Below are 17,392 nucleotides of genomic sequence, written 5' to 3'. Positions count from 1 at the left end.
CAAAAGTCACGGAACAGCAGGATAGACCCGTTTTCCGAAGATGGCCGTACCAACCCGAACACAGGTGCTGCCTTCCTCGATGGCGACAGGGAAATCGTTCGACATCCCCATCGAAAGCTGCGTCAGCTTCGAATGGGTCTTCACCGCCTCATCGCGCAGTCGCCTCAGCTCGCGGAAATACGGCCGCGCCGTCTCGGCATCTTCAGACCACGGCGGTACCGTCATCAATCCAACCACTTCAACTGAACGAAGATCGCGGGCGGCATCCAGCAACAAAGGTAGCTCTTCAGGAGCGATACCGTGTTTGCTTTCCTCGTGGCTCAGCTTGACCTCGATCAGGATCGGCAACTGTTTACTCCGAGCCTCTGCAGCAGCGTCGAGCCGCTGTGCAATCCGAAGAGAGTCCACCGCGTCAATCGCATCGAAAAGCTCGGCGGCCTTGTTCGTCTTGTTCGATTGCAGCGGCCCGATCAGATGGAACGAAGCATCTTTCAGCCCTGCAAGTACGGTCGATTTTTGCTCATACTCCTGCACGCGATTCTCGCCAAAGAGCCTCTGCCCCGCTTCGTAAGCCTCCAAAATGGCCTCTGCCGGATGAACCTTGCTCACCGCCATCAGTGCAACTTCATTCTCGTTGCGACCGGCACGACGGCATGCAACGGCAATCTCATCCTTCAAACGTACGATATTTTCCGCGATACTCATCTCTACCAGCATCTTACTTGCTGCAACCACCCTTTTTCACGGAGACCCGACCCCGCATGTGGACCATTCTTCTGCTGATTGGCTCAAATATCTTTATGACCTTCGCCTGGTACGGCCACCTCAAATTTCGCGAGGTCCCATTGTGGAAGGTCATCGTCGTCAGCTGGTCGATTGCGTTCTTTGAGTACTGCCTTCAGGTTCCCGCAAACCGCATCGGGGCGCGTACTTTCACGCCAGACCAGCTCAAGGTGATCCAGGAAGTCATCACCCTCTCGGTCTTCGGTGTCTTCTCCACGTTTTACTTTGGAGACAAGCTGCATTGGAACCACGCCGTCGCCTTCTGCTGTCTGGTTGGCGGGGCCTTCTTCATGTTCCATAAATTCTAAAGAGCATTATCGGGAGAAGCAGTCCACCGCAAAGATTCCGTATTTCATGCCAAGAAATTCCTGAAGTTCCATCGGCAGCTCCGCCGCAAGCTCCTGCCACGTAAGCAATTTGAGACAACAGCGAAGATCGAAGAGACGAACAGCCCGAATCACCGCATACCACGCCTCTATCAAGTCGCGCCGCCGCGCGTCGCAGAACACGCAGAATGAGCCGCCTCCCGCATACGCGGCCAGAACGCCACGAATGAGTTGATAGTGAAGATACATTCCGTTTCGTAAAGGAAGCTCGTCCTGCAGAAAGACTCTCTCCAGATCTCGATAGCGAAAAACCAGGTCAGATTTGGCGGTTTGAAAATTCGATTCTGTCAGCTTGGCTTCCACCAGAAGTTCTCCAAGCCTCATATCGATCTCGGTATGGTCGTACTTCCCATTGCATAAAGGAGTTCTCGGTTTGAACCCGAACTCTGGAACAGCCTCAGCCTCAATCCCCAGCAACCTCTGTACTCGCACCGATGTCAGAACCTGAGGATGGCAGAAGATGCTCATCAACAACGCATCAGAGCTGTGGGCGCAATCCAACTCCTTCCACTCCCAGTTCACTCTCGCCCGGAACCGTTTGAAGGCCGTATGCACCTTGCAGAAACGCTTCGACCACTCTGAAGTTCTTCGAATCTGCTCGTAGGCAAGAGGATGAAAGTTCCCATGTCTACCCTCGTCATCCACTCCAAAGAGAACTCCCGGAACTTCGCCATCGGTCCGTTCGTGCAGAAGTTTCCGAGTCTTCGCAAACTCCAGCGCCCGCAGGCTCAGCTCTGTACGAAGACCAAGACCGCCCGGGACCTCGAAACATGGAACATCGAAATTTGATGGTTCGCCCCTCAAAGTGATCCCTATAATAGGGGAATAAAAGGCGAATCTTCAACCGCGCCTTCTCGACAGGTGTTCTTGATCGCACAGGAACCATCTCGAAAGATCGTTCACATCGACATGGACGCCTTCTACGCCTCTGTCGAACAGCGCGACGATCCTGCTCTGCGTGGCAGGCCGGTCATCGTGGCATGGAAAGGCAATCGCTCCGTCGTCTGCGCGGCCTCATACGAAGCAAGAAAATTTGGCGTGCGTTCCGCTATGGCTGCTGTTCATGCGGAGCGGCTCTGTCCTCGCGCTATCTTTGTGCCGCCCGACTTCTCCCGCTACCGCGCTGTCTCACAAGGTGTACGCGAGATTTTTAAACGCCACACTGATCTCATCGAACCTCTCAGCCTCGACGAGGCTTACCTCGACGTCACCTCCAACAAGACCGATCTGCCCACGGCGACCCGCGTGGCCAAAACCATCCGCCAGCAGATTCGCGAAGAACTAAACCTGACCGCCTCGGCAGGTGTGGCGCCCAATAAATTCCTGGCAAAAATCGCCTCCGACTGGAAGAAGCCGGACGGCCTCTTCGTGATTCAACCCAATGAGGTCGAGAGCTTCCTTACACCCCTGCCTGTCTACCGAATCCCCGGTGTAGGCAAAGTGACGGAAAAACGTATGGAGACGATCGGCATCAAGACCGTTGGCGACCTACGCAACCTGGACCTCGCCATCCTCGAAGCGAACTTCGGTCGTTATGGAATACGTCTCTACGAACTGGCCCGCGGTATCGACCGCAACCCTGTCGTTCCCGACAGACCCACCAAATCGATCTCTGCCGAAGACACTTTCAAACGCGATCTTCCTCTTGAAGAAACAGAACCGATGATTCGCCGACTCGCCGAAAAAGTTTGGACCGCTTCACGCAAAGAAACGCGCATCGCGCGTACTGTCGTACTCAAACTGAAGACAAAGGACTTCAGCATCCTCACTCGAAGCCATACCGCAACTGCCCCTCCATCTTCCTGCGAGGAACTGGTCGAGATCGCCCTGGCTCTCAGAGAACGCGTAGACGCGGCCAACCAGCTCTATCGCCTGGTCGGCGTTGGTCTTCACAACTTTCAAGAGGCCGAGGACACCTCTTCGCATCCCCTCTTCTGTCCCCACCCAGATATGTCATCCTGAGCGAAGTCATTGCGCAGCAATGATGCAGTCGAAGGACCCGCGCTACCTCCCAAAAAAGTGTCATTTCGACCGAAGCTGCGCAGCAGCGGAGTGGAGAAATCCCCGCATTCGCCTAACTGCTTCGCCCACTGTCTCTCTGGATCGGGGCCGGACTTCCGCTCAGATCAATGCGAAGAAACTCCGGTTCCGTCGCCGCAGGTTTGCCTTGCAGTACCCGAATCGCCGCGCGTCCCGCCCCAAGCGACAGACCAAGCACAACGGCAGCCAGTGCGCCAAAGCCACAGAAGATCGCGATGCTGGCCAGCAGGCTGTAAGTCTTCTGCACCTCGGTGTGGAACTCCGGAGGTATCGGTTTGTTCCACGTCACCTCCATGCGAGGATGAATCCCTCCAACCAGCGACTTTGCCTCCGCCAACGACCAGTTACCCGTCGTCAAAAAGACAAACGTGCCTGAACGACGCATCACCACTGTCCCCGCGGTCTTGCCCTGCTTTTCAATCTCTGCCTGGATCGCCCGCAGCTTCGCTCCTGCAATCTCGGGCGTGGGATAGAACAGCAGCGTCAGCTTCCCTTTACCGGCATATCGCGCCGTCACTGCCTCGGCAGCCTTATCGAACCCGAGGATCTGTCCAGGCAACACACCACCCATCGCCTCGTAACTCACCGGCCCCAGGGCATACTTCACCGAATCCCGTTCCAGCCCCTTCTCAGGCAGCAACGTTGGAAGCAGTGGAGCAACTCCCTTCGGTCCGCTCACCTTCGGCAACCCCACCTGGACCCGATTCAGCAGAGCTTCAACCTTCTCGCCTCGTCCACCGGTCGCCTCCACCACACTCGCTCCGCTACGGAAGAGGTAGTGGTCGCCACTCAGACTCGTTTCATCTCCAAGTCCCGCGCCCCGATAAACCGGAGCCGGACGCTCAAAGTAGCTATATGCAGCATGTGCCCCAGTCGCATCGACGAACTGTCTCGCCGTCACCGTGATTGCAGGCCCGTTTTTCTCTCGGTAGATTGCCTGCTCACTTCGCTTCAGACCGTCTTCTGTAAGAACCGTATCGAGCTTCTGGTCATTCTCAGGCTGCAACGTCGTGTCTGCTGGCTTCTCTTGACGGACCCAGTCACCGATCTGCTGCGGTAGCAACGGCGCCGGAGGCTCAACCAGGGTTGTCTTCGTGTCCTGGGCATGGCCGATGGCTCCGCTCAGGATAGCCCCGCCCACAACAAAGCTGAACAACATCCGTTGCGTTCTATTTTTTTTCAGGAGCCAGCCTGGAACCATAAAAACCGCCTTACTAGGGGCAGATTACACCACTGCACACGCTCCACGCGAACGCCCACAGCTGCATCTATAGATAGACACCACGCAATCCGAAAAAGCTCCCGAAGCATGCATTGTGAATCCTTTATGCTGGTTATCTTTCCGAGTAGGAGATGCAAATCGTGACAAATAAAGAACCGGCGACAACCTCGACATCAAGACTCATCCATGCCGATCGCCAGCAAGCCTATGCAGCCTTCCTCGATCGCGACGCGCTGTTGGCATGGCTTCCTCCTGCCCAGATGCGAGCAGAGATTTACTCCTTCGACGCGCACATAGGAGGAGGTTACTCCATGTCGTTGTTCTACCCAGAAAACGAGAAAAACTTCCGTGGAAAAACCTCAGCGAAGGAAGATCGGGTCGATGTCCGCTTTGTAGAACTCGACCCGCCTTATCGAATCGTCGAATCGATTCGCTTTGTCAGCGACGATCCGTCCTTCCACGGCGAGATGGCCATGATTGCAAACTTTGACGAAGTCGCTGATGGAACCAACGTGACGTTGCGCTTCACCAATCTTCCTCCCGGCCTTCGGCCAGAAGACAACGATGCCGGCGCACAGCTAAGTCTGAAGCAACTTGCAAAGTTTCTCGAGCGATAACGAATCCTGTTCCATCGCTATCGCTCAAATCCTACCCCCGCACAGCCTCCCACTCTGCCGTGCCATATTCAGCCAGCGTCACTGTGCCCGACATCCGATTGCCGTCTACCTTTCCGGTAAAGTGGCAGGTCAGCGGGTAACCGGTCACCGGCAATACGCTGGTTAACGCGATCTCATTGGCATGGACCGCTCCCGACATCGTCGTGTTGTAGATCTCGCCGTGCTGATCTCCCGTTACAGCGTTGCCATCCTGCTTCAACACAAACTGCTGTTCACCCGTCCCCCGCAGGTAGTGGATCGTTACTGCCCATGTCCCCGCCACTGAAGCAGGTGCTCCACTCGGAACCACCGGATTCTCAAAGCGCGGTGGATTCTTCAGATGCTGATAAATCGTGTCCGCAACAATCTTTATCTCAGCCGGGGTCATGATGTAGACGTTGATGTTCACCGAGCTTTCCATGTGGTCCGGACGGGTGCCCGTGCCTCCCAGAACGATGCGCGGGGTCCCCTCATCCAACAGCTTGGCCATCTCCGTTCCGGTAATGCCGACGACATTGGCATCCCAGCTGATCCGTACGCCCGGACTGCGGTCGATCGAGCCCTTCTGGGTCGCAGGATAAGCTGTCGCCTTCACCGAAGGCAGCCCCTGCATACGGTCCGCGATCGACTGCGCCCAGCCCATCCACATCTTCTGCTCGGCCTCGTGGTCGCGCTTGCGCCATGCACGAACTGCGGCCAGCAGCCCCATCGCCTCTTCCTTGCTGATCTTCATCGCGCGACCATAATTATGGTGTGGTGCTCCCTGGAAGTACGCTGCCTTGCACAGGTCCTTCTTCCCGATCAGCAGACCTGAGGACTGCGGCCCCCGCATGTTCTTGCCACCGGAGTACGCCACCAGGTCCGCGCCTGCCTCAATATGAGGATTCGGCAGATCCAGCTCCGTCGCTGCGGCATCCACAAACACCGGAACCCCATGCTCCTTCGCGATGGCAGCTAGATTCTTCGTGCTCATGGGAGTGTCGTCCCACTTTGGATTGGCAAGGATATACATCATCGCCGTGCGTTCGCTGATCTTCTCGCGCAGTTCCTCGGGAGACGAAAACTCCACCAGCTCCACCCCGCACATGCGTACACCAATGTCATAGGGATTGCGCGAGGTCTTCGGGATCACGACCTGGTCCTTCTTCTTGATATAAGGAAGGGCCTGTGATTTTTCGACGTCCGTTCCTGCGATGCAGGCCACGGTCGCAAGACAGGTTGCGGCCGCTGTTCCAGTGGTCGCAACGCCCCACTCCGCTCCGCTCAGTTTTGCGAACTCAGCGCCCAGCGCCTCCATCATCTCGTCCAGCCTCACGTGATACAGCGAGGCGTTGTACATCGCCTGCTTCACCTCGGGTAACGAGGTCGATCCGCTGATCGCCGTGATGGTTCCGCGACAATTAATCAGCGGACGCACACCAATCCGCGTGTAGAGGTTGTCCTGAAAATTGCCGTCCGTGAAAGGAACCTGGTCCTTGGTCAGGATCTGCCCTGCCATCGATGCTCCTGAAGCAGCAGAGGCGCCTTTTACCGGAGCCGCCAGTGCAACACTCCAAGCCGGAGCCACCGCTCCCGCAGCCGAGATCAAACCTGTGTTCTTCAGAACATCACGACGCGACCAGCCCTTCTTCCCTGACTCCATGGATCTCACCTCAAACAATTTTTAAGAGTTCCGACCACTCTACGCAATTCGGCTCACGTCCTCAATCGGGCAGATGACCTACGCCAATAAAAATATGTGGCGAACCGGATGGATGTGGGTTCATTCGCGCATCCTCGCGAACCGCTCCGTTAAGCGCATGGCTTTAGCCATGCCAAAAGAGAGCATGCAGGGGGGTCAAACGATCCACTGGAGGGGTGACATATTCCTGTCTCTCTAACTCGTGTCATCCTAAGCAGAGTTTGCGCGGCAAAGGTAGAGCCTACGGTCCGCTGCGACATGACCCACCCTCTCCAATAAGCCCTTAGAACATGGATAAAGCCCTTTACCGCCATCCGTAACAAAGACTAAATTTGCGGAATGAAAGCCTCGGTCTTTGTTGGAACCAGCGTCGATGGCTTCATTGCGAGGCTAGATGGCGGTCTCGACTTCCTCGAGCGCGGAGGCAGCGAACCCCATGGCTATGAGGAGTTCATCGCTCAGGTCGACACCATCGTCATCGGCCGCAAGACCTTCGAATTCGTCCTAAGCTTCACACCGCCCTGGCCCTACGGCACAAAGCGCGTCGTCGTCCTAAGCAGCACGCATCTCAATCTCTCCACCCTGCCCGGCGTACCGAAGGACACGGTCGAACAGATGTCCGGCCCTCCCTCCGAAATCGTCGCTAGACTCGCCGCCAGCGGAGCCCAACACCTCTATGTCGACGGCGGCGTCACCGTGCAGCGCTTCCTGAGTGCCGGCCTTATCCAGAACCTCACCATTACCCGCGTCCCTGTCCTCATTGGAGAAGGCATTCCACTCTTCGGCTCTCTCCCCACCGACCTCCTTCTTAACCACATCGCGACCCGACATTACCCCAACGGCCTCGTTCAGAGCGAGTACGAAATCATCAACCCTAAATAATCTGTCTCTGGGAACCATCACGACACAAGTGTCTAAGCGATGCTGCCAGCACCTTCCCGAATGCCATTTCGACCGAAGGCCCACAGGACCGAAGCGGAGAAATCCCCGATTGACTGCGCGAAGCCGGGAAGCGGCTTTAACCACTGAGGGTCAGCATTTTTCCAGGATCAAAACCTGTCAAGCCCTAACTTCGCCCAACTCTATGATCCTGAACGAGATACCAATTGCAGAATCACCCCGTTCCATTCCATACAATAGAAGAAGGGGCCCGAATCGTTGTCATTCCGCAACGGAGCAAAGTCGAATGGGCCTGCTTTATCTCTAAGCTAAGTCCTTGCTTATCTATATTTTGACATCTAACTTATTTATTTCGAATACTTTGCGGCAGAAGTCCACCAATAAGTCTTTGCTTTAGAATACTTTGCGTGAAAAACAAGGGGGTGCTATCTCGTGCTGGCCCGCTCTACAGGAGTACGAGTGCCGCTTAGACCGGCCTCATACTTCTCGACTCCCTTATAGAGGCTCTCCGCAACCCTTTGCCGGTACTCCGGCTGGCGAAGCTGCTCCGCATCCCGCGGATTCGTCACGAATGAGATCTCTGCGAGGATCGAAGGCATGTTCGCTCCGATCAGCACCACAAAGGGAGCCTTCTTAACTCCGCGATTCTTCAGCCCGGCGTTTCCACGCTGAAGCCCCGCATAGAGGTTCTCTTCTACGTTGGAAGCAAACTCGCGGGACTCGTCGATCTTGTCCTTCAAGGTGATCTTCTTAACCAGATCGCTCAGTTGATGGATTGATTGGTCGCTCACCGCGTTCTCACGAGCGGCCACTTCCAGAGCGTCCGGCTGCGAGGTGAAGTTCAGGTAGTAGGTCTCGACTCCACGAGCACTGGGGTCACGCGAAGAGTTGGCATGGATTGAGAGAAACAGGTCGGCCTGTGCCTTGTTCGCAATCGCAGTGCGCGTCTCGAGCGGGATAAAGGTGTCGTCCGAGCGCGTATAGATGATCTCGGCGCCAAGTCGTTCATGCAGTAGCTTACCCAGTCGCAGCGCTACGTCGAGCACAACGTCCTTCTCCTGCAGGCCATCGACTCCAATGGTTCCAGAGTCGTGACCGCCGTGACCGGCATCGATCACGATTCTGCCGATCTTGAGGCCGAGAGCGCGCACCAGCGAAGTCTCTCCATCGGCTGTAGGAACGGCCGCACGCGCGGGTGTCGCCGGATTGGTCGCTGCAGCTTTACCACGACGGCTTCTGCGAGCCGCGTTTGAGGAAGAGCTGTCCGCATCGTCTGCGTGCGCGCTTGAAACCACAGCGATTGGATTCGAGGTGGGGGCCTTCGTTGCCTCGATCTTGCCGGGTTGATCGCTCAGAGATGCCACTTCGGTTGTCGCACCAGCATTGTTCGTCGCCACAGAGTTCGGCACAGGACGCCGCGAAGATGGTTTGTCATCCGGTGCAGTTCTTGGAGCCGGAACATTAGCAGTGTTCGTCTGCGGTTGAGGCTCAGGGTTGTTAGTAGCAATCTGTGTCGATTGTCCCTTGCCGTGAATGTCGATGATGAGGCGATAGGGGTTCGGCAATAGAAACGCCGAGTACTCCGTAACATCGTTCACATCCAGGACGACGCGGGTGACGTCGTTCGAGAATTGTGCAGCACGAATCCGCTTGAGAAAACCATCGTCGGTTACGGTAAAGTTTTTGCCGACGAGATCCTGCGCCAGCCGTGCATCGTGAAGATCGAAATAAATGCGATCAGGATTCGGAACGCGCGCAGCCTCATAGGTCACGTCGTCCCCAAGATCAATTGCCACGCGCGTATAGTTCGGGGTCGACCAGTGACGGATTCCCGAAACCTGCGCAAAGCCATGCCGACTGGTCATAGAAGCCACATGCGATGGTCCGTTTTGGATACCGGAATTGGTGGCTGCAGCTGTCGGCTGGTTTTGATCTGTGTTCGAACTCACAGGAATCGCTGTACTGCGACGTGGCTGTGAATTGCTCGCAGCAGCAGCGGTCGTCGGCATCGGAGCAAGCGAACTCATACCCGCATCACGAGAAGACATAGCAGGCTCTTTACTCTGCGTCTCTCTCGTATGGCGTTTCGTAATTCGCGGTTCGCTGCTCGCTGATGCCTGCGTCTTATTCCCGGCCTTCAACGATGCCAGACCTGCCTTTGCCTCTTCGATCCGCTCGCTTCGCGGATACAGCTTAACGAAGAGTGCATATTTTTCCTTTGCCCCAGCGGAGTCATGCAGATCATTCTCATAAATCTGCGCCTCGGCCAGCAAAGCATTCACGCGCAGCGAACTGCCAGGATACTGGCTTCGAAGAAATTCATACTGCGCGATGGCATCCTTCAGACTCTTGGTGTCGTTGAGATCGCGTCCCTGCTCAGCCAGCAACTCAGCCACAGCATTTACAGCAGGGGGTGCATACTTGTTTCCGGGATTCTGATGATAGATATCGCGGAACCGGTCCATTGCGCGCGTATAGTCAGCACGCTTGCGGTTGTTATGCGGAATCGCCTCCAGCGTATCGCGTCCCTGTGAGGCTTTCTCCCACGGAGTCAGTTCAACAACACGCTTCTGCGCAGAACCTCTCGTCTTCGAGGGCTTTGCAGCAATGGCACTGGCACAACTTAGTCCTGCTGCGCAAACAGCACACCATACCCCGAGACCCCGCAGCTTCTTGCACACCAACATCGCAACTTCAGTTTAAGAGGTCGGGTGACCGCTCCTCTGTGTGAAAACTCAGGCGGTACTCCCTGCGATACCCCCACAAAACCAGCGCAACTTTTCCTATAAAAAATAATCGGGACGAAGACCGCTCTTCGTCCCGATCACCTGCATTACAAAGAATCTATAACAAACCTTCAACAACAGAAGACGCCTTAGACAAGGCACCATCGAGCGCGCCAGCATCGCTCCCGCCGGCTTCGGCGAGGTCAGGCCTTCCGCCTCCCTTGCCGCCTACCAAAGCTGCAAGCTGACTAACTACTTTGCCTGCCTGCACCTTGCCAGTCAGATCTTTTGTAACTCCGACGATCAGCGAGACCTTGCCATCGGCCGCAGCGCCCAGCACCACGACACCGGAACCCAGCTTGCCACGCAGCTCGTCGACGAGGTTGCGCATCTGGCTCTTATCGAGCGCATCGACGCGCTGCGCAAGAACCTTGACGCCCTTCACCTCAACTGCGGAGGAGGCTGCGTCGGAGACGGCTGCTGAAGCCGACTTCATCCGCATCTGCTCAAGCTCGCGGCGCAGCTTCTTCATCTCTTCTTCCTGCGAGGCGAGTCGCTGGCGAAGAGCATCCGCAGGAGCCGCGCTGGTTGCGCCCACTACCTGTCCGACCACTCGGGCGACATCGAAGCCGCGCCGGAACTCGCTGAGCGCACCCGTTCCGCTGACCGCTTCAACACGACGGACACCGGAGGAGACAGAGCTTTCGCCCACCAGCTTGAGCACTCCGATCTCACCCGTCGCTGACGTATGGGTTCCTCCGCAGAGCTCGGTGGAGAAATCGCCAATCTTCACCACGCGAACGCGTTCGCCGTACTTTTCACCGAAGAGTGCCATCGCGCCAAGTTCGTTGACGGCTACATCGATAGGAACATCGACCAGGGTTTCGACTTTGGTGTTGGCGAAAACCTGTTGGTTAATGATGTTCTCGATCTGCTCAAGCTCTTCCTCCGCGACACCGGTGAAGTGCGAGAAGTCGAACCGCAGGCGCGTCGCATCGTTCAGCGAGCCAGCCTGCTTGACGTGCTTGCCAAGAACCTCGCGCAAAGCGGCGTGCAGCAGATGAGTTCCAGTATGATTGCGCTCGGTGGAGCGACGATTCTCCGCATTCACAACAGTGTCGACCGTGTCGCCAACCGCCAGCGTCTGCCGGACCTTCACCTTATGAGCGAAGACACCCTGCACCGGCTTGGTCGCTCCGTAGACATCGGCGACGATGGTGTTGTGGTCATCCGAGTACAGCCAGCCAGTGTCACCGACCTGACCGCCCGAGTCCGCATAGAAGCTGGTCGCATCGAGCACGGCCTCGCCCTGTTCTCCAGCTTTCAGCTCCGGCACGCCAACGCCATCCTTAACCAGCGCGAGAATCTTCGCGCCTTCAACCTTCAGCGATGAGTAGCCTTCGAACTCGGTCTTGGCGAGTTCGCGATACACCGGAGCCGCCGTCTTCTGTGAGCCGCCCTTCCACGATGCGCGGGCGCGGGCCTGCTCTTCGGAGCGAGCGCGCTCGAAGCCATCCATATCGAACTGAATGCCTGCGTCACGAGCAGCATCGACCATGAAGTCGAGCGGCATACCGAAGGTCTCGTAGAGGCTGAATGCCTTCACACCGTCGCGCAGCGTCTCCTCGGTCATGTTGCGCAGACCAAGCTCCAGGGAGCGTGCAAACTGCTGTTCTTCAGCAAGCACCACCTTTGTCACACGATCCGCAGATTCCTTCAGTTCCGGATAGGCCGCGGCCATCTCATCACGAACGGCATAGACCATTTCGTGCATGAAGGGCTTCTCCTGCCCCAGCAAACGGCCATGACGGATGCCCCGGCGCATGATCTTACGCAGCACATAACCGCGCCCTTCGTTCGAAGGAAGAACACCGTCGGAGATGAGAAACGTCGCTGCTCGCGCATGGTCAGCGATGATGCGCAAAGAAGCCTGGGAACGATCGTCAACCTCATGGTCTGGTTGAACCTTGTGTCCAGTTAATTGCTCGGCGCGCTTAATCAATGGCGTGAACAGATCGGTCTCAAAGTTCGAAAGAACTCCCTGCAGTACACATGCGATGCGCTCAAGGCCCATGCCGGTATCGATCGACGGCTTCGGCAACGGAGTGAGCAGCGGGCCACTAGAAGTGATCGTGCGGTCGAACTGCATGAAGACAAGGTTCCAGATTTCGACATAACGCTGTTCGTCTTCACCAAAGGACTTATTGACCGAAGGATCTTCTCCCGCAGCCTGGCCGAGGTCATAATAGATCTCACTACAAGGACCGCACGGACCGGTATCGCCCATCGCCCAGAAGTTGTCCTTTGCCCCCATTTCGAAGATGCGCTCAGCGGGAACGCCAGCGTCGAGCCAGAACTGGTAGGCCTCAGCGTCACGAGGCACACCTTCATCACCTTCAAAAATCGTGACGTACAACTTCGCGGGGTCGATCCCGAACCAATCCTTCGAGGTCAGAAGCTCCCATGCGTATGCGATGGCGTCCTTCTTGAAATAGTCGCCAAAGCTGAAGTTCCCCAGCATCTCGAAGAAGGTGTGGTGACGGCGGGTGAAGCCGACGTTCTCCAGATCGTTATGCTTGCCACCGGCGCGCACACATTTCTGCGAGGTCGTGGCGCGAGCATAATCGCGCTTCTCCAGGCCCAGGAAGACATCCTTGAACTGGTTCATTCCTGCGTTGGTAAACAGCAACGTGGGATCGTTTGCGGGAACGAGCGAGGACGAGTGCACTCGACGGTGTCCCTTGCCCTCAAAAAACCGCAGAAAATCTTCGCGAATCTGGCTTCCTGACCTGTAGCTCATAGAAATTTAAGTTTATCAGCGTGTAGGAATCGGATTTATCGGGTCTAGCGGATTCTCGGCCGCCAGGTAATGCCCTCTAACCGCAGCGCATCATCCTTTGTCGCCTTCAATCTCGCAAACTCACCGGACCAGCGAGCCATCTCAAGCACACTGACCAGAGCGTCGAAGGCGTCTTCGCTGGTCTGGGCCTTTTGCATTACGTTTCGCCCCAGTCCCGAATAAAGCGAATCCATCTTTCGCTTCGCAGCTAAATAATTTTTCCGAGCTGTCTCATTACTCTTCGCGACCGCACCTGTCATCAGTCGCGTATACATCTCCACCACCAACGGTTGAGGCTTCACCCCTTCAAGCCGAGCCGACTCGAAAGGCCACACTCGAAACCCCGACTGCCACATGCGCAGCAGGAACGGCATCGCCCGCAAGCTTCCTGTCCCGACGCTGCCCGATCCTCCGATCTGGAATGGCGACTTCGGAGTAATCCCTTTCACCTTTGCGGCTCGTTCCGGGTCTTCCCCCATCAGCTTTGGAGTCACCTTGTTATCGACATCGGTCAGCCGCAACATGCGATGCAGATTCTCGCCGCAGAACTCCTCAGGCCGCTTGTGAGGAGCGCCCCAGAATCGCACATCGCGTTCGATCTCCTTACACTCACGCGCCAGCCACCGTTCTCCCTGGCCTTCGGCTACTTTCTTCCAGAATTCAAAAACCGTGACGCAGCCATGCTCCGTCAGGAACCAGGCCGGGAAGCTGAAACAGCAGTCGAAGCTCACCACCATTCGCGGGGTCTCTCGCGACATTGCGATCAGCCATTCGATCAGCTCCTCACGAGTGCGCCCCGCTTCGAGCGATACCTTACCCGCGCTCCAGATGCCTGCCCAAATATGCCTGCGCTGTCCTGCCGCATCGATGCGCCCTGACCAGTCCACCGCCACAATGCGGTCCAGATCTTCCATTGCGCTCTCATTTTACGGTGCGGGAACTTTTCACCGGCCGCAGGCGTAATCGAGCATAGGAGAGATATACCAATGCTGAAACTACTCCTCTTCTGTCTTCTGCTCGTTACCTGCTGGCCGATTGCAATTGCCGCCGTACTGCTTTATCCACTGATCTGGCTGCTGCTATTGCCATTCCGATTGGTTGGAATCGTCGTGGGCGGTGCTTTCGAATTAATCGCTGCACTCTTCTTCCTTCCGGCTCGCGTCCTGCGAGCCATCTAGCGAACCAGGTAATATATCGATCAGGCTTCTTCGTCCATCACCGGCTCATCGATCTCATCCACATCGATCTCCCATGAACGCAACACTTTATAGATCGTTCCAGGGGAGAATCCCGCGCGCATCAGCCTTCCCATCACACGTGCTGCTTGTTTTTTCGCATCCTCTCCTTCAGGGCGCTTCATACGCTTGCGTGCGATATATGCCCGGGCCAGCTCAACCTCGTCGACGTCTTCATAGGCGGTGGCCAGTGTCGAGGCAATCAAGTCTTTATGCACTCCCTTCTGCACAAGGTCCTGCCGGACACGTCTTTGACCGAACTTCTCATTCTCTTTACGCAGTCGCGTGTAGTCCGCAGCGAAGCGAGTATCGCTAAGGTAATTCAGCTCCTTCAACCGAGTGACCACGCGATCCATCAGGCGTTCACCGGCCTCGCCCTCTTCGACACGAGTCCGCATCAATCGCTTCAGGTCGCGTACAGTTCGCATCTTGCGAGCCAGCGCATTGACCGCATACTCAAGCAACTCCGCCTCGTTGAGCGGTTCTTTTTTCTTCTTTGATCGTGAGAACGCCATTACTGCACCGCGCTGGAGTATGTGTTGGACCTCGTCCAACGGTCGCACCACTCGCCAACCTCTTCGTACCACCGTTGCGAGTTTTTGGGTTTCAGCACCCAGTGGCCCTCATCCGGGAAATAGAGCATCCGTGAAGGCACATTCAACCGCTGCAGCGCAGTAAAGAGCTGGAAACCCTCGCTTACATCCAGACGGTAATCCTTCTGACCATGAATCACCAGCGTCGGAGTCTTCGCATTCTTAATAGAAAGCAGCGGTGACCATTTGCGGAAGGGATCGTTGGCCACGGGTCGATCAGAATATCGCCACGGCTGTCCAGGTTCTTTATCTCCCGGCGCGCGGAACTCCCACTCGTTGAACCATAGTTCTTCGGTTGTGCCGTAGGCGCTTTGCGGATTGAACATGCCGTCGTGCGTCACGATGCAGGCAAAACGATTCGTGTGAGTCAGAATCCAGTTGGCCATGTAGCCGCCGTAGCTGCCGCCCAGCGCGCACTCCCGCGTCTTATCGACGAAGCTATAGTGCTGTTCGACATAGTCCAATCCCTTCATCAGGTCGATGTATGGTTTACCTCCCCAATCGCCATTCACTCCATCAATAAAGGACTGCCCGTAGCCCGTCGAACCACGAGGGTTGATCATCACCACCACGTATCCGCTTGCAGCCATCAGTTCTGGGTTCCAACGATAGCTCCACGCATCTCCCCAAGCCCCTTGTGGGCCACCATGAATCAGAAACTTCATGGGATACTTCTTCGTCGCATCGAATCCTGGCGGGCGCAGCAGAAAACCTTGTACCGCCGTGCTCTCCGCGCCCGGGAACATGAAGCTTTCCATGCGTGGCAGATCGAGCTGGCTCAGCACAGCATCGTTCATATGTGTCAGTCGCACCACCGGAGCGCCGCCGTGACCCTCCGTATCCAACGGAATCGCCGAGATCGCCGCTGGACTCCGCACCGTCATCATCGAAGTTACAATCGTCCGACCATCGGGGGAGACCTTCAGATCGCCATACTCCGCCTTGTTCGCAATCGCCGTTGCTTCTGGCAGGTCCACCTGCACCGAGAGCACATTGGCCTCGCCCATCTCCTCGCTGACGAAGTAGATCGTCTTCGAGTCGGGAGCCCACGTAAACTCATCCACCCAGAGATCGAGCTTCGGCAGCAGCTCCCGCAACGGCCCCTTCATCTCAGTCGCCTCGACCGCGCGTCGCACCGTCGACAGCCTGCCTCGCTGACTTACTGGTCGCGCTGGTTCGCTCACCTTCTGACTTGTCGATTCGCTTTCTGGCTGACCCGCTGGCTTGCTCCGGTCATACACCATCAACCGAAAACGATCGCTCTCATATCCTGCGCGAGCCTGCGAGCGGAACGCCAGCCAGCTCCCATCCGGTGAATACGCTGGAGCGTCGTCGCTCCCCGGTGAGATCGAGATCTTTATCGGCCGCACACCGGCTTCATCCAGCCGCAGCGTAAAGACATCGTTGTTCGTACTTGCCGCTGGCACCGCATCCAGATTGGTGACAAAGGCGATCTCATGCGAATCAGGAGCCCATGCATACCCTACAGGCCCGCCCAACGAGAATACCGGCGCCTCTGCATCTCCGATCCATCGCTTCGGTGTAAGATCGCGCACACCATTTCCATCCGTTGCATTCACCACGAGTACGTGGCTTCGCTTCGGACCAATATAGGAGTCCCAATGCCGATACAGAAGATGGTCGAAGGTCATCGCCTTTACGGGATTCTTCGCCGTTGCCTCATCACGGCGTTTATTGCAGTTTTCTTCGTCAAGCCATGACTCCTCTTCGCTGCACTCCGGATACACTCGCGAAACAAACAAAATCCGTTGCGAGTCCGGCGACCAGACCGGCCCATCCGCCTCGGTGCTTACATGGGTCAGCTGCCGCGGAGTTCCCAGTTTGCCTTCGGCCTCATTCCAATCGGCAAGATAGATCTGCGCAGACGTGCCACCGTCCACTGAAATAAACGCAACATGTTTTCCGTCCGGGGAGAAGCGGCCTTCGCTCTCGCCCTCTTTCCAGAACGTCAACTGTTGCTCTCGCCCACCCGCCAGAGGAACCACCCAGAGATGCGAGACCTTGGTGTTCGCGGCAAGATCAACATCGACAGCAGAGAACATCACCCATTTGCCTGAAGGGGAGATTTGCGGATCGCCCAATCGTTTCATTCGTTGCAGATCAGCAAAGGTCATTGGCCTTCGCCCAGCGCCTGCTGCTGCATCCTGTTCTGTGGCGATACTCGCCGAAGAATTTTTAACTGCGGCAACCTGGGCGGCGGCGACTCCGCTGGCCATAAATCCTGCCAGCACATATCCCAACATCTTCATAAGCGAGATAACTCCCGCGTCAGTCTATAACGATCGTTTCATGCGTTCTATGTCGGGCAGG

14 protein-coding genes are annotated in these 17,392 nt (G+C 56.5%); 5 read left to right on the top strand and 9 right to left on the bottom strand.

From position 1 onward, the window contains the following. Positions 1 to 6: 6 nt before the first annotated feature. Entirely contained in the window at positions 7 to 705 is a 699-nt protein-coding gene (locus H7846_RS03200; protein WP_186695097.1) for a YggS family pyridoxal phosphate-dependent enzyme, read from the bottom strand. Between the two features lie 56 nt (positions 706 to 761). Between H7846_RS03200 and H7846_RS03195 the strand changes: the two genes are divergently transcribed. Continuing rightward, positions 762 to 1,091 carry a DMT family protein gene (locus H7846_RS03195; RefSeq protein ID WP_186695096.1) on the top strand — a complete coding sequence of 110 codons (330 nt, stop codon included), beginning with the start codon at positions 762 to 764 and terminating at the stop codon, positions 1,089 to 1,091. 6 nt (positions 1,092 to 1,097) lie between these two features. Here H7846_RS03195 and H7846_RS03190 read toward each other — a convergent pair whose 3' ends face one another. Next, complete coding sequence (locus H7846_RS03190; protein WP_186695095.1) at positions 1,098 to 1,973, bottom strand: PGN_0703 family putative restriction endonuclease; 876 nt, start codon at positions 1,971 to 1,973, stop codon at positions 1,098 to 1,100. A 63-nt stretch (positions 1,974 to 2,036) separates the two neighbouring features. Between H7846_RS03190 and dinB the strand changes: the two genes are divergently transcribed. Further along, complete coding sequence (dinB, locus tag H7846_RS03185; RefSeq protein WP_370561330.1) at positions 2,037 to 3,131, top strand: DNA polymerase IV; 1,095 nt, start codon at positions 2,037 to 2,039, stop codon at positions 3,129 to 3,131. A 112-nt stretch (positions 3,132 to 3,243) separates the two neighbouring features. On the opposite strand, the gene H7846_RS03180 is transcribed toward dinB, so the two are convergent. Next, positions 3,244 to 4,368, bottom strand: coding sequence for a DUF6599 family protein (locus H7846_RS03180; RefSeq protein ID WP_186695094.1), 1,125 nt, complete (start codon positions 4,366 to 4,368; stop codon positions 3,244 to 3,246). 203 nt (positions 4,369 to 4,571) lie between these two features. On the opposite strand from H7846_RS03180, the gene H7846_RS03175 reads away from it, so the two are divergent. Continuing rightward, complete coding sequence (locus tag H7846_RS03175) at positions 4,572 to 5,048, top strand: SRPBCC domain-containing protein (RefSeq protein ID WP_186695093.1); 477 nt, start codon at positions 4,572 to 4,574, stop codon at positions 5,046 to 5,048. 31 nt (positions 5,049 to 5,079) lie between these two features. Here H7846_RS03175 and H7846_RS03170 read toward each other — a convergent pair whose 3' ends face one another. Then, the gene (locus H7846_RS03170; protein ID WP_186695092.1) at positions 5,080 to 6,729 is read right to left on the bottom strand and encodes an aminotransferase class V-fold PLP-dependent enzyme; all 1,650 of its coding nucleotides are present in this window, start codon (positions 6,727 to 6,729) and stop codon (positions 5,080 to 5,082) included. Between the two features lie 378 nt (positions 6,730 to 7,107). On the opposite strand from H7846_RS03170, the gene H7846_RS03165 reads away from it, so the two are divergent. Then, positions 7,108 to 7,650 carry a dihydrofolate reductase family protein gene (locus H7846_RS03165; protein ID WP_186695091.1) on the top strand — a complete coding sequence of 181 codons (543 nt, stop codon included), beginning with the start codon at positions 7,108 to 7,110 and terminating at the stop codon, positions 7,648 to 7,650. A 443-nt stretch (positions 7,651 to 8,093) separates the two neighbouring features. On the opposite strand, the gene H7846_RS03160 is transcribed toward H7846_RS03165, so the two are convergent. From H7846_RS03160 to H7846_RS03150, 3 genes are all read right to left on the bottom strand, one after another. Beyond that, positions 8,094 to 10,355, bottom strand: a complete 2,262-nt coding sequence (locus H7846_RS03160) for an N-acetylmuramoyl-L-alanine amidase (RefSeq protein WP_186695090.1) — start codon at positions 10,353 to 10,355, stop codon at positions 8,094 to 8,096. Positions 10,356 to 10,512: 157 nt separating this feature from the next. Further along, a complete protein-coding gene (gene alaS / locus H7846_RS03155) occupies positions 10,513 to 13,194 on the bottom strand; it encodes an alanine--tRNA ligase (protein WP_186695089.1) in 2,682 nt (893 codons plus the stop codon). Between the two features lie 44 nt (positions 13,195 to 13,238). Further along, positions 13,239 to 14,147, bottom strand: a complete 909-nt coding sequence (locus tag H7846_RS03150) for a hypothetical protein (protein WP_186695088.1) — start codon at positions 14,145 to 14,147, stop codon at positions 13,239 to 13,241. Positions 14,148 to 14,219: 72 nt separating this feature from the next. Between H7846_RS03150 and H7846_RS03145 the strand changes: the two genes are divergently transcribed. Further along, on the top strand, positions 14,220 to 14,411 hold the full coding sequence (locus H7846_RS03145; protein WP_186695087.1) for a hypothetical protein: 192 nt from the start codon (positions 14,220 to 14,222) through the stop codon (positions 14,409 to 14,411). A gap of 20 nt (positions 14,412 to 14,431) precedes the next feature. Here H7846_RS03145 and H7846_RS03140 read toward each other — a convergent pair whose 3' ends face one another. Together H7846_RS03140 and H7846_RS03135 are read right to left on the bottom strand one after the other, a co-directional pair. Beyond that, positions 14,432 to 14,983 (bottom strand): regulatory protein RecX, encoded by a 552-nt coding sequence (locus H7846_RS03140; RefSeq protein WP_186695086.1) that lies wholly within the window; start codon positions 14,981 to 14,983, stop codon positions 14,432 to 14,434. Continuing rightward, positions 14,983 to 17,331, bottom strand: a complete 2,349-nt coding sequence (locus H7846_RS03135) for a S9 family peptidase (protein ID WP_255460817.1) — start codon at positions 17,329 to 17,331, stop codon at positions 14,983 to 14,985. The genes H7846_RS03140 and H7846_RS03135 overlap by 1 nt, the downstream gene beginning before the upstream one ends. Positions 17,332 to 17,392 lie beyond the last annotated feature (61 nt).

The sequence above is a fragment of the Edaphobacter sp. 4G125 genome (genome assembly GCF_014274685.1).
In the GTDB taxonomy this organism is placed as follows: Bacteria; Acidobacteriota; Terriglobia; order Terriglobales; family Acidobacteriaceae; genus Edaphobacter.
Note: the sequence above shows the minus strand (reverse complement) of the source record. Positions and strands in the feature narration are given on the sequence as shown.